Here is an 18,356-nt window from a genome sequence, read left to right as displayed (position 1 = left end):
CGGTGATCAGTCGTCGGGGGTGTCGGTGAACCGCTGCAGATACAGTTGCTCGCCGAGGGCGGTCAGCAAGTCGAGTTCGGTCTCGAGGTAGTCGACGTGGCTCTCCTCGTCCTCGAGGATCGACTCGAAGATGCGCGCGGAGGTCACGTCGCCGCGCGAGCGCATCAGATCGATACCGCCGCGCAGCCGCGTCACGGCCTCCATCTCGATCTGTAGATCCGCTTGCAGCTGCTCGGGCACGGTCTGGCCGATCCGCAAGACGTTGAGCTTCTGGTAGTTGGGCAGGCCTTCGAGGAACAGAATCCGGTCGGTCAGGATCTCCGCGTGCTTCATCTCGTCGATGGATTCGTGCCGCGTGTGCTTGGCCAGCTTGGTATAGCCCCAGTTCTCCTGCATCTTGGCGTGCAAGAAGTACTGATTGATCGCCGTGAGTTCGGCTGTCAACTGCTCATTGAGCAGCCCAATGATTTCCTTGTCGCCTTCCATGAGGTGATCGTGGCACAGATCACACGACTAAGGAAATGGTGGGGGGTGTGTCGGATCAGGCCGCGCTTGTCTGCGCCGGGTCTCCTTCGCGAGCCCGGTCGATCACTTCGGCCAGTCGAGCCGTACACGAGCCGCAGCCGGGTTTCCAGCCACAGGCCTTCTTCACTTGTCTTGTCGAACAGGCGCCGGCGGCGACACATGTGTGCACGTCTGCCTCGGAGACGGCATTGCAGATGCAGATGTACACGGTGGGCCTCGAAATGCTCTGAACGACAACTACTCGGGTCGAGAAGCAGGTAAGCCTCGCCTAAACAGGTAACCCTTGCCTAAGGTAGCACCCCGGACGGCGGGGTGGCAATGGGTTCGGAGCGTGTCGTGCGGGCCCGGGTATCCCCCCTGTTCAGGGCTGGGTGCCGGGCGGTCGCAGGAAGGTTTTGCGGTAGGAGCTGGGAGCCACACCCACGCGGGTGCGCAGATGGTGCCGCAGCGATGCCGCGGTACCCATTCCCGCCGAGCGTGCGACCTCGTCGACCGGCAGCGCGGTGGTCTCCAGCAGGTGCCGGGCGTGCCGCAGGCGCTGATGCAGCACCCAGGCGCCCGGGGCCAGGCCGGTCTCGGCCTTGAACCGCCTGGTGAAGGTCCGCACGCTCATTCTGGCGTGTGCGGCCAGCGTGTTCAGATCGAGTTCGCGGTCGAGGCGGCTCAGCGCCCATTCCCGGGTGGGGCCGGTGCCGTCGTCGCCCGGATCGGGAACCGACTGCTCGATGAACTGGGATTGGCCACCCTCACGCCACGACGGCACCACGCAGTAGCGCGCCGCCTGGTTCGCGGCGGCGCTGCCGTGGTCGCCGCGAATCAGGTGCAGGCACAGATCCACGCCCGCTGCCAGGCCCGCCGCGGTGCAGATGTTCCCGTCCTCCACGAACAACAGGTTCTCGTCGAGCCGCACTTCGGGATAGAGCCCGCGGAAGGCGTCGGCATGGGCCCAGTGTGTGGTGGCGCGGCGGCCGTCGAGCAGACCGGCCGCGGCGAGTACGAAGGCGCCGGTGCAGATCGAGACGATGCGCGCGCCCGGCCGGATGCTGGCGAGGGCGTCGCGGACCGCGGGCGGGAGTGTGCCGTCGTGGCGCGCGCCGGGCAGGCGCGTTCCCGGCACGATCACGGTGTCGGCGTCGGCGAGCAGTTCCGGGCCGTATTCCGGCACGATCGAATATCCGCCGGTCGACGGGATCGGAGTGTGGTCGATGCCGCAGATTCGTACGTCGTAGTACCGGTCGCCGGACGGGTCGGTGGCCGCGCCCAGCACGGTCGGCGGAATCGTCATGTCGAAGCCGACGATCGGAGCCAGGGCCAGGACCGCGACCGAATGGGGAACCGTCATCGTCGTCTCCTTGCCGCGCTGGCCATGACTGGCCGAATCTTTACGCATTATGGCATTCAGGCCACTCGTGGCCGGGGCGGGAATTCGGCACGATCGGTCGGTGACAGAAATTCGCCTCGCCGAGAACACCTCCCCACCTCCACCCCAACGACGAACCCGACGGCTGCCGCATCCGGCCTGGACCGTCGCCGCTGTCGGCTTCGTCGCACTGATCGGCGCGGCGGCCTTCCGCTCGGTGCCGAGCGTCCTGATGGATCCGCTGCACGAGGAGTTCGGCTGGTCGCACGGCACGATCGGGGCCGCGGTATCGGTGAACATGTTGCTGTACGGGGTGATTTCGCCGTTCGCCGCCGCACTGATGGATCGCTTCGGGATCCGCCGGGTGGTCTCGTGTGCGCTGGTACTCGTCGCGGCGGGCAGCGGCCTGACGGTCTTCATGACCCGGCCATGGCAGTTGATGGCCACCTGGGGGCTGCTCGTGGGTGTCGGTGTGGGATCGATGTCGATGCCGTTCGTCGCCACCCTGACTGGACGGTGGTTCGTCCGGCATCGGGGCCTGGTCACCGGTGTGCTCACCGCGGCCGGTGCGACCGGCCAGCTGGTCTTCCTGCCGCTGATCTCGGCGCTGGCCCGCGATCACGGCTGGCGGGTGCCGGCGCTCGTGGTCGCCGCCACCGCACTGGCGGTGGTGCCGCTGGTCGTGGTGTGCCTGCGCGACTACCCCAGCGATATCGGCCGCCGTGCCTATGGGGCCGGCCCGGACGACGAGACGGGCAATCGCACCGTGGCCGCCGGTGGCGCGATGCGGGCGGTGACGGTGCTGGCCGAGGTGGTTCGCCGGCCCGTGTTCTGGTTGCTGGCAGGAGGTTTCGCGATTTGCGGGGCCTCGACCAATGGGCTCGTGGGTACCCATTTCGTCAGCGCCGCACACGATCACGGGATGCCGCCCACCACCGCTGCCGGATTGCTGGCCACCGTCGGCATCTTCGATGTCGCGGGCACCATCGCCTCGGGCTGGCTCACCGACCGGATCGGATCGCGGTATCTGCTGACCGCCTACTACGCGCTGCGCGGTCTGTCGCTGCTGGTCCTGCCGGCGTTGTTCGCGCCCGATGTGCGGCCGAGCATGTGGATGTTCATCGTGTTCTACGGGCTGGACTGGATCGCGACCGTGCCGCCGACGGTGGCGTTGTGCCGCACGCACTTCGGCGCGGACGGGGCGATCGCCTTCGGCTGGGTGTTCGCCTCGCATCAGATCGGGGCCGCGATCGCGGCCGCCGGCGCCGGCGTGATCCGCGATCTGCAAGGCAACTACCAGCTCGCCTGGTATCTCGCGGGCGGTCTGTGCGCGGTGGCCGCGGTACTGTCGCTCAGCATTCGCCAACCTCCTTCGAGACCGGTACCGACGCAGTAGAGTTCTGGTCCCGGCTCCACCCGTTCCCGTGAGGGAGGTCGTGCGTTGCCCCCGGTATCTGCCTCGGTCCGGATCCGTCTCCGGCGAATGGTGTGCGCTCTGCTCGGTGTGGTCGTGCTGGCCGCGGCGGGCGGGTGCGGATCGTCGTCGCGGCCGCCCGGACCGGCCACCTCGTCCGCGCCCGCGAGCTCGCCGGTGCCGGGAATCCATCCACTGGACGCGGCGGCACTGACCGGCATCGTCGAACCGCTGGCCCGGCAGTGGTCGGTGCCGGGCGTGGTGGCGCTGGTGCGCACACCCGCCGGCGACGTCGGGACCGCCTACGGCACCAGGACATTCGGTGGCGGACCCGCGGTGTCGCCGGTCGATCATGTCCGGGTCGGCTCGGTCACCAAGACCTGGACGGGCACGGTGATCCTGCAGTTGGTGCAGCAGGGTGCGCTGGCGCTCGACGATACGGTGGCGAAATTCCGGCCGGATGTGCCGGGCGGACAGGCGATCACGATCGAGCAACTGCTCGATATGCGCAGCGGTCTCTACAATTACAGCGAGACCCGCGAGCTGGCGCAGGCCATGGACGCCGACCCGGCCCGAGTGTGGCAGCCCGAGGAACTGCTCGCGATGGCCTACGCCCATCCGGCGTACTTCGCGCCCGGGCAGGGATACCACTACTCGAACACCAACACCGTGCTGCTCGGGCTCATCGCCGAACAGCTGGACGGCAAACCGCTCGAACAGATTGTGCGGGACCGGCTGTTCGGACCGCTCGGGCTGACCGGCACCTCGTTTCCGCCACGCACCTCCGCGGCGATTCCCGATCCACATCCGCAGGGATACATGTACGGCACCAACGTGCAGACCATGGGATCTCCGCCGGCGCTGCCGCCGGAGTCGCAGGAGCGCGCGAAGGCGGGGACGCTGCAGCCCGGCGACCGCACCGCGGACAACCCGTCCTGGGCGTGGGCGGCCGGAGCCGGGATCTCGACGGTCGCCGACCTGGCCACCTGGTCCCAGGCCCTCGCCGAGGGCAAGCTACTCGACGCCGGTACCCAGGCCACCCGGATGGCGAGCGTGCGGCCGACCGATCCCGCCAATCCGCCGGAGGCGCCGCAATACGGTTTGGCGATCGCGAAATTCGGTGCGCTGTACGGACATACGGGTGAACTGCCGGGCTTCAACACCTTCGCCGGCACCGATCCCGTGCGCGGGGTGACCGTGGTGGTGTGGGCGAATCTCGAGCCCACCGCCGACGGGCACGCCGCAGCCAGCGAAATCGCGAAGGAAATCATCGGCCGGCTGTACGGCCCCGGTGCCGAGGCCACCTCGTCCACGACCGCGACAACCACCCGCTGACGGCTGCCCAGCCCTGCTTGAGGAGTGGTAGCAACAGTTCCGCATCCGATGCCTGTATAGGTATCAGTGGGTGTGGTCATCCAGTACCGTCGATGTGGTTACGGGTCGGCAAATATTCCGCTCGTGGCTCGCCCGGCATCGCTTGTGCCGGTCACGGGCCCATCCCACGCCGCGTGCGGGGGCAACGAAGGAGGATCGCAGTGCTGCACACCGACATCCCGACCCGCCGCGAGATCGAGACCCTCGCCGAATGGACCGGCCCGTGGTCGGTGTCGATCTATCTGCCCACCGAGGCCGTCACCGCGAATCCGGAGGCGAACCGGATCGCGTTCGGAAATCAGGTGCGCGAGGCACTCGAGCTGATCACCGACGCCTCGAGTCGGGGGGCCGTCGAGGAACAGCTCGCCGACCTCGCCGACGATGAGGATTTCTGGCGCTACCAGTCGCACACCCTCGTCGTGCACGTCACGCCGCAGCACATGTGGACCTTCCGGATTCCGAATCGACTCGGCGCGGCGGTGACGGTATCGGACCGGTTCCTGCTCAAGCCGCTGCTGCGTGCGATCACCTTCCCGCAGAGCGCGTTCGTGCTGGCGCTGGCCGAGGGATCGGTTCGCCTGGTGGAGGTCACCCCCGATCGTGCTGCCGAAGACGTGCGAGTACCCGATATGCCGAGCGACGCAGCGGATTTCGCCAACAAGGCCTCGATCGGCGACCGGTCGCCGAAGGGCCGGCTCACCGGCAGCGAGGGCAAGAAGGTGCGGGTGCGCCAGTACGCGCGCGGCGTCGACCGGGCCCTGCGCGACATCCTGTCCGGACGCGACATTCCGCTCGTGCTGGCCGCCCCGGAGCCGATCGACGGGATCTTCCGCTCGGTCGCCACCTACGGTGAACTACTCGGCGACGGGATCTCCGGCAACCCCGAACACCTCTCGGATCAGGAGCTGGCCGATCGCACCCGCCGCATCCTCGATGGTCATTACGCCGCCCAGCTCGCCGATCTGCGCGAATTGTTCGACAAGCGGCGCGGCGAGGCGCGCGCCACCACCGACCTCGCCGATATCGCGCGCGCCGCGACCTTCGGCATCGTGCAGACCCTGCTGGTCGATATCGATACCGCGGTGCCCGGCACCGTCTCGGCCGATACCGGCGCCATCGAATACGGTCCCGAATCCGATACCGAGACACCGGGAATCGCGGACGAGATCGCCCGCCGGGTGCTGCTGTCCGGCGGGCGGGTCCTGGCGGTTCGCGCATCCGACATTCCGGAGGAGGCGGTGGCCGCGGCGATCCTGCGCTACGCCCTGTGAGCGGGCGCGCTCAGTGCTCGTCGTAGTGGCCGGCGTGGGAGGCGTGACGGTGCCCGTCGTGGATGTAGTCGACGTGGTCTCCGTGCGGTACGGCGACGTGCCCGCAGCCTTCACCGTGCACATGGTCGTGTGATCCGGTGTGCTCGGTGTGGCCGGCCGGTTCGCATTCGTCGACATGATCGCCGTGTACCCGGTGAATGTGGCCATCGTGCACGTAGTCGACGTGGTCTCCGTGTGGCACCGCGACATGCCCGCAACCCTCACCGTGGACATGGTCGTGACCGGTATGGCTGGTGTGAACGGCGTTCGTCATGTGCTCGTCCTTTCCGATGGGCTGTCATTCATTCATTGATTCGCATCCTCGCACGCTTCGGACTGGTTGCCTAGTGTTAGCTGTTTGGGATGGGCGCGGAGCTTGTGTCGGCCGAGCCGGTGAGGAAGGGGACGGCGGCGAGTAAGGTCGGCCCGGACCGTTCACACGGGCCGACATCGGGGAAGCCATGACCGCAATCGCGAGGCTGGGAGCGATTTCGCTCGACAGCAGGGATCCGCATCGTCTGGGCGAGTTCTACCGCGCGCTACTCGGCGCGGAGATCCGCTACGAATCCGACGAATTGGTGGTTCTCGCAACTGCGGGAGTCGCGCTGACGATCGAGCACGTCGCTGATCACGAGCCCCCGGACTGGCCCGGGAATCGGACCCCCAAGCAGATGCACCTCGATCTGTTCGTGGACGATCTCGACACCGCCCAGGCGGCCGCGATCGCATGCGGAGCCGTGGAAGCCGCCGTTCAGCCCGCGCCCGATCGCTGGCGGGTACTGCTGGACCCCTCCGGCCACCCGTTCTGCCTGACCGTTGCCGGTGGCCGCAGCTGAGTGTGCAATCCGGATCGGCTCGAGTGCAGAGGTTCAGGTGCGGGCGGGTTCCGGGCACACTGTCGCCATGAGCAACGACGAGGATGAGCTCACGCCGGAGTATCGCGAGCTGGCCACCGCGGCGGCGGGGCTGCTGGCGGGCGAGCACGACCGGATCGCGAACGCGGCCAATCTGTCCGCACTGGTGTATCACGCCCTGCCCGAGGTGAATTGGGCCGGCTTCTATTTCTACGATGGCCGCGAGCTTGTCGTCGGGCCCTTCCAGGGGCAGCCGGCGTGTGTGCGGATCGGCCTGGATCGAGGGGTGTGCGGGGCAGCGGCACGGACGCGCCGCACCCAGCGGGTCGCCGATGTGCACGCGGTCGCCGACCACATCGCCTGTGATCCGGTGAGCAGGTCCGAAATCGTTGTTCCGCTGGTGCACAACGGAACTCTGGTGGGCGTCTTCGATCTGGACAGCCCGATCGCCGATCGGTTCGGCCCGGCCGACCAGCGTGGGCTCGAGGCGATCGCCGAGCTGTATCTCGACTCGCTGGACGCCATCGCCTGAGTGCCGCGCGCGGACGGAGCGCGCGCTCCCGGCGTCGAATGGCCGATGCCGGACCTCGGATCGGGCGGCTACGCGGCCGGTTCCGGGTGCGTGGTCGGGGTGTGGACGATGTCGAAGTACGCCGACTTGTTCGCGTCGTCGGGGTGGACGCGGTAGGTGAAGTTCCGGTCGTCGAGGGTGACGATGTCCACGACGCGGGTGAAACAGGTCTGTCCCGCATCGTCTTTCGCGACGAGTGTGCGGGTCCTGCCGTCCGGGGAGACCGACCAGTCACCGTGCATCTTCGGGCTGTCGTCGAGGTTGACCATCGTAAATGTCCCGTCGTTGTCGAAGTAGGCGAAGCCGACATAGTTCGAGACGTTCGCGTCGTTCAGCGCGACAGGAGCGCCGTGCGCGTCGGTGGCGGCGGTGGTCTCCCACGGGGTGGAGGCGAGCATCGCCGCCGGTGACCCGGGCGCGGCGGGGGCCGATTTGGCTACCGCGGTGGCCGGCACCGGGGCCGGCGACGTGGCCGATCCGGTGTCCTCATTGCTGCCGCAGGCGGCGAGCACGCCGGCGGCGGCGAGCGCGGCGACGATCGGAGCGATCTTGTACATGGCACTGTCCTCTCGGTGGTGGTCGACGACGTCGGCCGCTCCGGAAAGCGCATCGGGATCCGGCCTGGTGGTGTGGCTGACGTGATCCAGCATGTTTCACCAGTGTGTATAGCGTCCAATATCTGTTTTCCATCAATGCGATTGGTTCTGTCAATGTCTGGTGGGGGCACTCGAAATCGGCCGGTCGGCGGGCACGGATACGATCATCGCGGTGGTAACCACCGTTTCGCCGACGCCCGAAACGCGTCCAGACCGCACAGGAGTTCGCCCGATGCCCATCGACCGGCGGACCGTGATCGGAGTGACGGTGCCGACCCAGGAATTTCGCTGGGGTGAGCGTGAAGTGCTGAGCTATCGGCGGGCGGTCGGGCAGCGTGGCGAACAGACCGGCGTGCTGCCGACCTTCGCGATGACCGCTCCCGTCGCATTCGGTGTCGCGACGCCGGACTTCTATCATCGGGAACCGCCCGAGATCCGCTTTCCCGGCATCGCGCTGCGGCTGTCGACCCTGCTGCATCTGGAGCAGGAACTCGAGGTGCGCGCCCCGCTTCCCGACGCCGGATTCGCCTCCTGCCGCGCCGAGGTGGTGGGTGTGGAGGAGCGCCGCGATGCCGCGGTTCTGGTGCAGCGCACCAGCTTGACCGGAGCCGACGGTCAGGTGCTCGTGTCGGGCCTGTCCCGGATCCATGCCCGTGGTGAGGGCGTGGCAGGCGGTGCGCCGAGCCGCTCATCCGCCGTGCCCACTCCGGAACGCGAGCCCGACCTCGATATCCGCACACCCACCCACCCGGATCAGGCGCTCCGGTATCAGGGATGTGTACGCGGTGCCGCACTGCACGACAACGTCCACACCGATGCCGAGTTCGCGCGTGCGGCGGGGTTCCCCGGGCCGATCCTGCAGGGCGTGTGCACCTACGGCGTGGTGTGCACGGCACTGGTCGACGCGGTCCTGGACGCCGATGTCTCCCGGGTGCACCGCTACACCGCCCGCTTCCGGGGCATCGTCTTTCCCGGAGAGTCACTGCGCACGCGGATCTGGTCCGAGGGCGACGGCTACCTGTTCGATACCTCCGTGCCCGAACGCGGGGACCGATCGGTGCTGAGCGGTGCGCTGATCCCCGGCTGACCGGGTGGGCTCAGCCCGATTCCAGGAAGGTGCGGATCTCCTCGGCCACCGGGTCGGGGTTCTCCATGTGCAGATGATGGCCGCCGGCCAGCGTGACCTGGCGCATCTTGGCGACGCTTCCGATGCGCATCGGATAGTAGGGCTCCACCAGGGCGGTGCGCTCGGCGGTCACCAGCAGGGTCGGGGCGGTGATGTTGTGCAGGAAGGACAGCACCTGATCCTCCCCGAGCGTGGGCGTGAGGCCACGATTGAGCCGCACATCGTGACGCCAGGAGAATCCGCCGGGAACCTCGATCAGATCGCGATCGACCAGTGTCTCCGCGGTCTCGAGCAGGATGTCGGCCAACTGGACTCGGGTGCGCACAGCATGAATCCTGCTGCGGTACACCGGATGCCGATCGCCGTGCAGGTAGGTGTCGAGGTAGCGGCCCAGCCCGGACACCACCCGGTGCGGCTCGGCCGACAGCGGTCCGATGGCATCGATGAGGACCAGTCGATCGACCTTGTCCGGATGGATCCCGGCAACCAGCGAGGACACCGCACCGCCGAGCGAATGCCCGATCAGCTGGAAACGATCCCAGCCCTGCGTATGTGCCAGTTCCAGAACGGCGGCCGCGTAGTCGAGATAGTTGCAGGTGAGCGAGGGGACCGGGTCGGACAGGCCGTGCCCGGGCAGATCGACGGCGATCAGATTCGCCTCCGGCAGCCGCTGTGCCAGTGCGTCGAATCCGGCGCAGTTGTCCAGGATGCCGTGCAGGCACAGCACCGGAATCGTGCGGTCGTCTCCGGTTCGCTTGCCGCGCAGCGTGATTCCCGCTCCGGGCAGGGTGAACGAAACCTCCCGTAGCGATGTCATCGCTGCTCGAGCCGGTCGAGGACGAGATCGGACAGTTCCAGCACACTCGGGCCCTTCATCAGTTCCATGATCGTGACCTTCGTGCCCAGCTCCCGCTCCAGCCACGCGCTGATCTCGACGGCGAGCAGCGAATCGAGATAGTCCATCAGCGGCATGTTCTCGTCGAGGGTTTCCAGCGGGATACCCAGGACCGCCGCGAGCCGAATCTTCAGGGCGGTCGCGACCACGGCACCGCGATCCTCGCGGCTGCCGGCATCGAGCTGCTGGCGCAGGGAACCCGTGGCCGCACCGGTTGTGGCGGCGGCTTCGGCGGACAGCCGGTCATAGCGTGGCTGGGTGTCGGGTGAAATCCCGTGGTGGCCGAAGAATTCCGCCCAATCCATCGGCAGCACCCCGACCTGTGCGATCGGACGCGACCACAGCGTGCTCAGCGCTCGATACGCCGCGGCGGCGGTGAAGCCGCGCATACCGGTCGCCGCCACGAAGCGCCCGATGTCCTCGTGCCGGGACACATATCCGGCGTCGGCGATCGCACCCCAGTTGACCGAGAGTGCGGTGCGCCCGCGCGCCCGCCGCGCGTGCGCAAGATGGTCGAGGTAGGCATTGGCCACGGCGTAATTCGCCTGGCCGCGATTGCCGACCATCGACGTCGCCGAGGAGAACAGGACGAAGGCCTCCAGCGGCAGGTCGGCGGTGAGCGCGTCCAGATGCCAGGCGCCGAATGCCTTACCGGCGAGAACTTTTCGCATGCGCTCCGGGGTCATGTCGGCGAGCAGCGCGTCATCGAGAACCATCGCGCAGTGCAGTACGCCACGCAGCGGCGGGCCGTCGGTGGCGATGCGATCCAGTACGGCGGCCAGTTCGGTGCGAGACGACACGTCCACCGCCTCGGCCAGTACCTGTACTCCGCGTTGCCGCAGTGCCTGTACCCGCGCCGCCTGCTCGTCGTCGCGGATTCCCGAACGGCCGAGCAGCGCCAGGCTGCGCACCCCGGATGCGGCGAGCGATTCGGCCATCGCGAACCCGAATCCGCCGAGCCCGCCGGTGATCAGCCAGGTGCCCTCGAACGCGGGGGCCCGGTTCGGTACGACGACATTGATATCGCGCTCGCGCATGTCGACCACCACCTTGCCGATGTGACGTCCGGCGGCCAGATGCCGGAACGCCGCCTCGGTCTGCGCGGGATGGAACAACCGGTACGGCAGCGGCCGCAATTCCCCGGTCGCGAACCGGTCCATCAGGTCCCGGAACACCGTGTGGGTGGCCTGTGGCCGATCCAGCAGTAGCTGACGCAGGTCGAAGGCGAAGTAGGTGAGGTTTCGCAGGAACGGACGCAGCCCGATCCTGCGGTCGGCGAGCAGATCACGCTTGCCGAGCTCGATGAAACGACCGTATGGCGCCAGACAGGTCACGCTGAGTTCGGCTGCCTCGCCCGCGATCGAATTGAGGACGACGTCGACCCCTTCGCCGGCGGTGGCCGACCGGATTCCGTCGGCGAAATCCAAGGCGCGGGAGTCGAATACGTGCTGCACCCCGAGCGTTCGCAGGAGCTCGCGCTTGGCCGGGCTGCCCGCCGTGGCGAAGACCTCCGCACCCGCGAGCAGTGCGATCTGCACGGCCGCCAGTCCGGTGCCGCCGGCGGCGGCGTGAACGAGAATCCGCTCGCCCTTGCGGATTCGAGCGAGTTCGTGCAGTGCGTACCACGCGGTGAGGAAGACGATCGGCACCGATCCGGCGGCGTCGAATCCCAGCGCCGCCGGCTTGGGGACCACATGTGCGGCGGAGAGGGTGAGATAGGCGCTGAGCGCACCCTGGGCGGGGCTCACGGCAACCACCTCGTCGCCGACGGCGAGTCCTTCGACCGCACTGCCGACGCGGGTGACGATACCGGCGCATTCGGCGCCGAAACGAAGACCGTCCGCGGACTCCAGCGCGGGAATCCGGCCGAGTGCGACCATCACGTCGAGGAAGTTGAGCCCGGCCGTGACCACCTCGATCTCGATCTCGTCGGGGCCCGGCGCACGCCGGGCGCACCGGTGATAACGCAGTCCGTCGAGGGTGCCGGGAGTGGTTGTGGTCAAGGCGAATCCGGCATCGGGCACCACGGCCGCGCCGGCGGTTGTCCCGGGCGCCGGCGTCCACGGATCGAGCCTGCGGACGAATCGCTCACCGGCGCGAGCGAGGACTTCACGCTCGTTGTCGTCGGCGAACACCTCCGCCCACACGACGTCGAGGTCGGCGTCGGCCGGTTCGGCGTCGAGATCCACGACGGTGAACCGCAACTGCGGCATCTCGACCGCGATCACCGCGGCCAGACCCCACGCGGCCGCACCGGCGAGATCCACCTGCTGCGTGCGTACCGCGTGCGCGCCGCGGGTCACGTCGATCACCCGGGGCAGTTCGCGATCGTCGCGGCACACGCGTCGCAGCAGATCGACCAGATCGAGGGCGGAATCGGTGAGTGCTTCGTCGAGCCGGTCGGCATCGCGGTGGATACGCAGGTCGATGATGGTGGTCGGTGCCACCTCGTCGAGGTCGACCTGCTCCGGGGCGCCGGCCAGCACCGCTCGCCCGCCCCGGTCGGTGAGTCGATCGGCAAGTGCTGTGGCCAGTGGGTCGCCACCGGTCAGAACCAGCCAGGTGCCCGGCGTCTCGGTGTCGGTGACCGGCGCGGGTGCCGCCGGCTGCTGGGGTGCACGGGCCAGGATCACCGACTGGGAACCGGCTCCGGTGTGGGCGGGATCGCCGAATGCGCCGACCTCGTCGAAGTCCACCGACCGCAGCAGATCCAGCCAGCTCGCGGCCGACAACAGCGGCGTGTGCGGGCGCAGCCGCTGGTCGCGGAACGACCACCAGCCTTCGGTGAGTCCGAAGGTGAGGTCCAGCCACGGACTGTCCGGAGCCGCCTCCACCAGCATGAGCTGTCCGCCCTCGGCCAGTGCCTCCTGCAGATACAGCAGGGTCTTCTTGACATCCGCGGTGGCATGGACCACATCGGAGGCCACGACCAGGTCGAAGCTACCCGCCCCGATGCCCTGGCCGACGAGATCGTGTTCGAGATCGAGCACTCGATAATCGACGAATCCGTACTGCCGGAAGCGCTCTCGGGCGGTGGCCAGAAATGCCGGCGATACGTCGGTGAAGACATATTCGCAGCGGTCGGCGGGCAGCATCGGCAGCAGGGCCGCGGTGAGCCCGCCGGTGCCGCCACCGACCTCTAGCACCCGGATGGTCCGCTGCGGATCGGCGGTATCGGCGAGGTGCCGGATCAGTTGCCCGGCGAGGACGTTGTAGAACCGGGCCACCGGTGAGTTCTGGTAGATGGACTCGAGATCCACCGGTGAGCTGTCGGAGAACAGCAGTTCGACCGGGTCGGCGGCCCCGACGAGTACCTCGTGCAGGCGGGTGCCGGTCTGACGCAGCAGCAACAGCTCCCACGCGCACGACGGGTAGCGGGTGAACAACTGTGCCCACAGCTGTTCGGGGTCGGTGTCCGGCGAGGGAACGAACCGGTAGCGCCCGTCGGATTCGCGCAGTGCCGCCTCGTCGATCGCCCAGCGCAGCAGGCCGGGGATCGCACGCCGGTACGCGGGCAGTAGATCCGGGATGTCCGAGATCGTGAATTCTTCGCCCAGTTTCCAGATTTCGAGGCAGCGAATGACATACATCGCGCACAGCCGGGCGATGTCGCGCTGGTAATCGGTGGCGTACTCGACGCGATCGAGTCGCTGCGACAACTGCCGGGCGGCCGGTTCGAATCGGGTGGCCAGTTCGGCCGGCCCGACGGTGAACGCGCTGTGCCGCGGCGCGACCACGGGACCACGGGACTGCCATTCGAGGGTGTAGAAATCCCGGTCCAGCCGATCCGGGGTGTCCTCGATGGGCTGTGGCACCGACTTGCCGCTGAGCGCGGTGTATTCGGCGACGACCGCGCCCTGCTCGTCGAGCAGGTGGATGTCGACCAGCAGGGCGTCGTCGTTGCGGCGTGGGCGCGTGTAGCACCACACCGGCAGCGCGATCGGGCGGTACACCCGCACTCGCTCGATTCCGGTCGGCAGATAGCTGTTGGGCAGCAATTCGTCCGGATTGTCCGCGGACGGATGCAGAATCGCGCTCTGGAAGCAGGCATCGAGCACCGCGGGATGGAAAAGGTAGCCCGACACGCGATTGCGCAGCACGCGCGGTGTCCGGATGCGGGCCAATGCCTCGCCCTGTCCGAGATGGATCTTCTCGATTCCGCAGAAGGCGGGACCGTAGGCGTATCCGCGGGCAGCGAACCGGCCGTACACGTCGACGGCCTTGACCGTGCGTTCGCAGCGCTTCGACACGGCCGCGAGATCGATGTCGACCGGCTCGCCGGTCCCGTCGGGGGAGACGGCGTGAAAGCGCCCGCGGGCATTGCGCAACCAGGAGTCGCCACGCACGCTGCGCTGGTGGAATTCGAAGGTGCCCTCGTCGGGATCGAGCTCCAGCCGGGTCAGTTGCGGCTCGTCGGACAGCACACAGGCCCGCTCGAATTCGACGAACTCGAGGGCACACGATCCGCCGGTGACTTCGGCGGCCGCCGCCAGTGCGGCCTCGACATAGGCCGCGCCGGGCACGATCACCGAACCGAACACATCGTGTTCACGTGCCCAGGACAGGCGGTGGTCGTCCCAGCTGATGTCCCAGGCCGGTCGCGGGCCGTCGACGGCCTTGAGCATCGGATGGTCCTGGCCACCGGCGCGGTGGTCGTGGGACACCTTGCTCTCGTTCCAGTACGACTCGCGGACCCAGGCCATGGGTGCGATGTCGAGGACCGGTGCGCCGTGCGGGTGGTGCCGATCCCAGTCGACGGTGACACCGCTGGTGTAGAGGCGCGCGAAGGCGTCGCCGAAGACCGACCAATCGTCCTTCTTGCGGATCAGTGACGGCGCCACGATGGCCTCGGCGCTGATCTCGGTGACCGAATTGGCCAGTACCGGATGCGGACTCAACTCGACGAAGGTGTCGTATCCGTCCGCCAGCATCGCGCGCAGGGCCGGCTCGAACAACACCGGCTGCCGGAAGTTCCGCCACCAGTAGCCGGTTCCCAGCTCGGCACCGTCGATGAGTCCGCCGGTGAGGGTCGAATACATCGGAACGGTGGTGCCGGTGTGCTCGATATCCCCGAGCGCGTCGAGCAATTCCTCGCGCAACGGATCCATGTCCTGGCTGTGGCAGGCACAGTTCACCCGGAGCAGCCGGGCGAACACACCACGCTCGGTCAGCTCGGCGGCGACTTCCTCGAGGAGCTCGCGTCGTCCGGACACCGTGGTGGCCCTGGGGCTGTTGACCGCGGACACCCACATCCGGTCCGGATACTCGGCACACAGCTCGCGGGCCTCGTCGGCCGACAACGCGAGAAACATCATCGCCCCGGACGGATCGGCTCGATCCTGGATCCGGGCGCGATGACAGATCACCTTCAGCGCCTGCTCGAGCGACAGTGCACCCGACACGTGGGCGGCGGCGATCTCACCCATGCTGTGCCCGAGCACCGCGTCGGCGGTGACACCCCACGACCGCCACAGCTCGACCAGAGCGACCTGTACCGCGAACATCGTCGGCTGCAGGTACTGCGTCTGCCCGATCAGGGAGGACTGCTCGTCGGCGGTGAGGGCCTCGTACAGCGACCAGTCCAGGAACTGGCGCGACACCCGGTCGCATTCGAGAATCTTGTCCCGGTAGACCGGAGATGTGGACAGCAGCGTGCGTCCCATCGCATACCACTGCGGGCCTTGACCGTTGAACAGGAACGCGACCTTGCCGGTGTGGCCGTGGCGCACATGTCCGCTGACCACCTCGCCCGCCGCCAGCTTCGCGGCGGCCTCGGCGGGATCGGTGGCCACGACCGCGCGGCGGAACTCGTGATGCGTGCGGCGCAGCGCGGTGACGGCGGCGTAGTCGGGCAGCGATACGGCCGAATCCCGCAGTGCCCGAGCGTGGTCGGTGCCGAGCCGGTCGAGGGCCTCGGCACTTCGAGCCGCGAAGGTCAGTACCGTCGGCGCCGGACGCGCGGCGGCCACATCCGGCACGGAGTTCGCCGGCACCGCCGCGACATCCTCGGCCAGTACGACATTGGCGTTGGTACCACCGAAGCCGAAGGAGTTCACGCTGGCGACCGCGATCGGGTGATCGGCCGGCCAGGGTTGCGCCGCGGCGGCGACCGAGATGGGCAACGCGTCGAAGTCGATGTCGGGGTTGCCGGCACGGAAGTGCAGGCTGGGCGGAATTCGCCGATTCCGCACGCACAGTGCCGCTTTGATCAGTCCGGCGACTCCTGCCGCCGCCTCGAGATGTCCGATGTTGGTCTTGATCGATCCGAGCAGCGCCACCGATCCGGCCGCTCGCCCGGTGGCCAGCACCCGCCCCAGCGCGTTGGCCTCGATGGGGTCGCCGACCGGTGTCCCGGTACCGTGCGCCTCGACGTAACCCACCTGGGACGCGTCGATTCCGGCGGCCTGCAGCGCCGACCGGAAGTTCGCCTCCTGGGATTCACCACTGGGCACCGTGATGCCCTGGGTGCGGCCGTCCTGGTTGACGGCACTGCCGTGGATGACGGCGTAGATCCGGTCGCCGTCCTGCCGAGCCTGGGCCAGCGGCTTGAGCAGGACCAGGCCGACACCCTCACCGCGGACGTATCCGTTGGCCGAGGCGTCGAACGCGCGGGAACGCCCGTCCGGTGACAGCATGGCGGCCTGGCTGAGTGCGATCCCGAACTGGGGCGTGAGCATGAGGTTCACCCCGCCCGCCAGCGCGAGGTCGCTCTCGCCGCGCCGCAGGCTCTCCACGGCCAGGTGGACCGCCACCAGAGACGACGAACACGCCGTATCGATGGTCATACTCGGACCGCGCAGGTCGTAGGTGTAGGACAGGCGGTTGGACACGATGCTCATGAACGTGCCTGTCGCCGAATGCGGTCCGAGTCCGGTCACCTCGCCGGGCGCGGACTGCAGCGCACCGTAATCCTGACTGCAGGCGCCGATGAACACGCCGGTGCGCGTTCCCGCGGTGGCTGCGGGAACGAGGCCGGCGTCCTCGAACGTCTCCCAGCTCACCTCCAGCAATTGACGCTGCTGGGGATCCATCTGTTCGGCGACTCGGCCCGAGATGCCGAAGAAGGCGGCGTCGAAGGTGTCGACCTCGTCGAGGAATCCGCCCTGCCTGGCACTGATCCGGCCCGGTTGCTGCGCGGTGGGCGAATAGAAGCGGTCCACGTCCCAGCGGTCGTCGGGGGTGGGGGAGATCGCGTCGACTCCCTGCTCGAGCAGCTCCCAGAGCTGTCGCGGACCGCTGACGCCACCGGGGAGGCGGCAGCCGATGCCGATGATGGCGACGGGGTCGGTGTGGCCGAATGTCATTGCTGCTCCAGGTAATTGAATGCGGCGAGCACCTGCGCCGTGGTGAAGACGTCCTGTGTTGCCCGGAAGGAGGCGTAGCTCTCCGTCTCCGGATACGGGTAGCGGCCGCCGTACCAGGATCCGTCGGCACGGCGTCGATCGAGCAGCCACTCGATCGCTCGGCGGACCGGCGGGTCACCGGCATCCATGCCGGCGTGCGCCAATGTCGCCAGGGCGAGAGCGGTTTGCAGTTCCGGAACCGAGGGGTCGCCCCGGAATCCCTCCACCCGCGACTGCCAGCTGCCGTCCGGAAGTTGCCGGCTGATAACGAAATCGCGTGCAGCCGCGACCGCGGTGTAGTTTTCGAATTCGGCTAATGCCGCTACCGCCGGCCGCATCAGATAATAATGAGTACAGTAGTAGTACCAATTGATTCCGAAACTGCCATCCGGCTGTTGATTGCTCGCCAGAAATCCCAGTGCCTCGTCGACGTACTTCGGCTCCATTCCGGCATCCTCGAGTGCGCAGAGTGCAAACCCGGTGACGGACGGCTGCAATTGAAACGCTCTGGGAATATGACTGTGAACTTCTTCCCACGGGCCATCGGACCGCTGGCGGTTGCGAAGAAAATCCGCTTTCGCGTATGCGGCTTCGTGCAGACCCAATCGCGCCAATGCCGAAGTGTATTCACTGCTGGTTTCGGTGCAGTATTCGTCCGAGCCGATCTCGGTGGCACCCCAGCTCAGCATTCCCGTCGGTTTCTCGCGGGAGGCGAGGAACCCGAGAAGTGCGCTCACGACATCCGCCGAGCGTTCGGCCAGTACCGATTGCCACAGCGCAATCGCCTTGAGCGCGTTGACCGTATCCCATTCCTGGAAGACCACGACGGCGGGATCCTCGGTGATGGAACCGTCGGGCTGTAGGCAGCTCCGAAAATAGTCGAATGCGTCGTCGACGATTCGATCGATGGTCAGACTGCGATTCTCGAGGATCTGATCCAGCATCATCGGTCAGTGCGATCCATCGGTTCCCGACAACCACCACAGCG

The 18,356-nt window shown here is 67.8% G+C and carries 14 protein-coding genes; 6 read left to right on the top strand and 8 right to left on the bottom strand.

The window, feature by feature from the left end; all coding sequences use genetic code 11:
- Positions 1-6: 6 nt before the first annotated feature.
- The 3 genes from bfr to AB0L57_RS03035 form a co-directional block, all read right to left on the bottom strand.
- Positions 7-486 (bottom strand): bacterioferritin, encoded by a 480-nt coding sequence (bfr, locus tag AB0L57_RS03045; RefSeq protein WP_364956169.1) that lies wholly within the window; start codon positions 484-486, stop codon positions 7-9.
- 55 nt (positions 487-541) lie between these two features.
- On the bottom strand, positions 542-733 hold the full coding sequence (locus tag AB0L57_RS03040) for a (2Fe-2S)-binding protein (protein ID WP_364956166.1): 192 nt from the start codon (positions 731-733) through the stop codon (positions 542-544).
- A 153-nt stretch (positions 734-886) separates the two neighbouring features.
- Positions 887-1,867, bottom strand: a complete 981-nt coding sequence (locus AB0L57_RS03035; protein WP_364956163.1) for a helix-turn-helix domain-containing protein — start codon at positions 1,865-1,867, stop codon at positions 887-889.
- Between the two features lie 100 nt (positions 1,868-1,967).
- On the opposite strand from AB0L57_RS03035, the gene AB0L57_RS03030 reads away from it, so the two are divergent.
- From AB0L57_RS03030 to AB0L57_RS03020, 3 genes are all read left to right on the top strand, one after another.
- Positions 1,968-3,281, top strand: a complete 1,314-nt coding sequence (locus tag AB0L57_RS03030) for an MFS transporter (protein WP_364956159.1) — start codon at positions 1,968-1,970, stop codon at positions 3,279-3,281.
- Between the two features lie 87 nt (positions 3,282-3,368).
- Entirely contained in the window at positions 3,369-4,634 is a 1,266-nt protein-coding gene (locus AB0L57_RS03025; protein ID WP_364956156.1) for a serine hydrolase domain-containing protein, read from the top strand.
- Positions 4,635-4,834: 200 nt separating this feature from the next.
- Positions 4,835-5,944 (top strand): hypothetical protein, encoded by a 1,110-nt coding sequence (locus tag AB0L57_RS03020; protein ID WP_364956153.1) that lies wholly within the window; start codon positions 4,835-4,837, stop codon positions 5,942-5,944.
- Positions 5,945-5,954: 10 nt separating this feature from the next.
- Here the strand turns inward: AB0L57_RS03020 and AB0L57_RS03015 are convergent, their stop codons facing one another.
- Positions 5,955-6,257 (bottom strand): hypothetical protein, encoded by a 303-nt coding sequence (locus tag AB0L57_RS03015; protein ID WP_364956151.1) that lies wholly within the window; start codon positions 6,255-6,257, stop codon positions 5,955-5,957.
- A gap of 187 nt (positions 6,258-6,444) precedes the next feature.
- On the opposite strand from AB0L57_RS03015, the gene AB0L57_RS03010 reads away from it, so the two are divergent.
- The gene (locus AB0L57_RS03010; protein WP_364956148.1) at positions 6,445-6,819 is read left to right on the top strand and encodes a VOC family protein; all 375 of its coding nucleotides are present in this window, start codon (positions 6,445-6,447) and stop codon (positions 6,817-6,819) included.
- Between the two features lie 67 nt (positions 6,820-6,886).
- Positions 6,887-7,369, top strand: a complete 483-nt coding sequence (locus tag AB0L57_RS03005; protein ID WP_364956146.1) for a GAF domain-containing protein — start codon at positions 6,887-6,889, stop codon at positions 7,367-7,369.
- Positions 7,370-7,437: 68 nt separating this feature from the next.
- On the opposite strand, the gene AB0L57_RS03000 is transcribed toward AB0L57_RS03005, so the two are convergent.
- Complete coding sequence (locus tag AB0L57_RS03000) at positions 7,438-8,058, bottom strand: DUF4822 domain-containing protein (protein ID WP_364956144.1); 621 nt, start codon at positions 8,056-8,058, stop codon at positions 7,438-7,440.
- A gap of 178 nt (positions 8,059-8,236) precedes the next feature.
- Between AB0L57_RS03000 and AB0L57_RS02995 the strand changes: the two genes are divergently transcribed.
- Positions 8,237-9,091, top strand: a complete 855-nt coding sequence (locus AB0L57_RS02995; protein ID WP_364956141.1) for a MaoC/PaaZ C-terminal domain-containing protein — start codon at positions 8,237-8,239, stop codon at positions 9,089-9,091.
- A 10-nt stretch (positions 9,092-9,101) separates the two neighbouring features.
- On the opposite strand, the gene AB0L57_RS02990 is transcribed toward AB0L57_RS02995, so the two are convergent.
- Genes AB0L57_RS02990 through AB0L57_RS02980 form a run of 3 tightly spaced genes read right to left on the bottom strand, consistent with a single transcriptional unit; the run spans position 9,102 to position 18,192 of the window.
- Positions 9,102-9,947, bottom strand: a complete 846-nt coding sequence (locus AB0L57_RS02990; RefSeq protein ID WP_364956138.1) for an alpha/beta hydrolase — start codon at positions 9,945-9,947, stop codon at positions 9,102-9,104.
- Positions 9,944-17,329: an SDR family NAD(P)-dependent oxidoreductase gene (locus AB0L57_RS02985; RefSeq protein ID WP_364956135.1), complete on the bottom strand. Its 7,386-nt coding sequence runs from the start codon at positions 17,327-17,329 to the stop codon at positions 9,944-9,946. The genes AB0L57_RS02990 and AB0L57_RS02985 overlap by 4 nt, the downstream gene beginning before the upstream one ends.
- Positions 17,326-18,192 carry a prenyltransferase/squalene oxidase repeat-containing protein gene (locus tag AB0L57_RS02980; RefSeq protein WP_364956133.1) on the bottom strand — a complete coding sequence of 289 codons (867 nt, stop codon included), beginning with the start codon at positions 18,190-18,192 and terminating at the stop codon, positions 17,326-17,328. The genes AB0L57_RS02985 and AB0L57_RS02980 overlap by 4 nt, the downstream gene beginning before the upstream one ends.
- Positions 18,193-18,356: the final 164 nt, after the last annotated feature.

Source organism: Nocardia sp. NPDC052254, from assembly GCF_040679495.1.
In the GTDB taxonomy this organism is placed as follows: domain Bacteria; phylum Actinomycetota; class Actinomycetes; order Mycobacteriales; family Mycobacteriaceae; genus Nocardia.
This window is presented reverse-complemented; position numbering and strand designations above follow the sequence as displayed.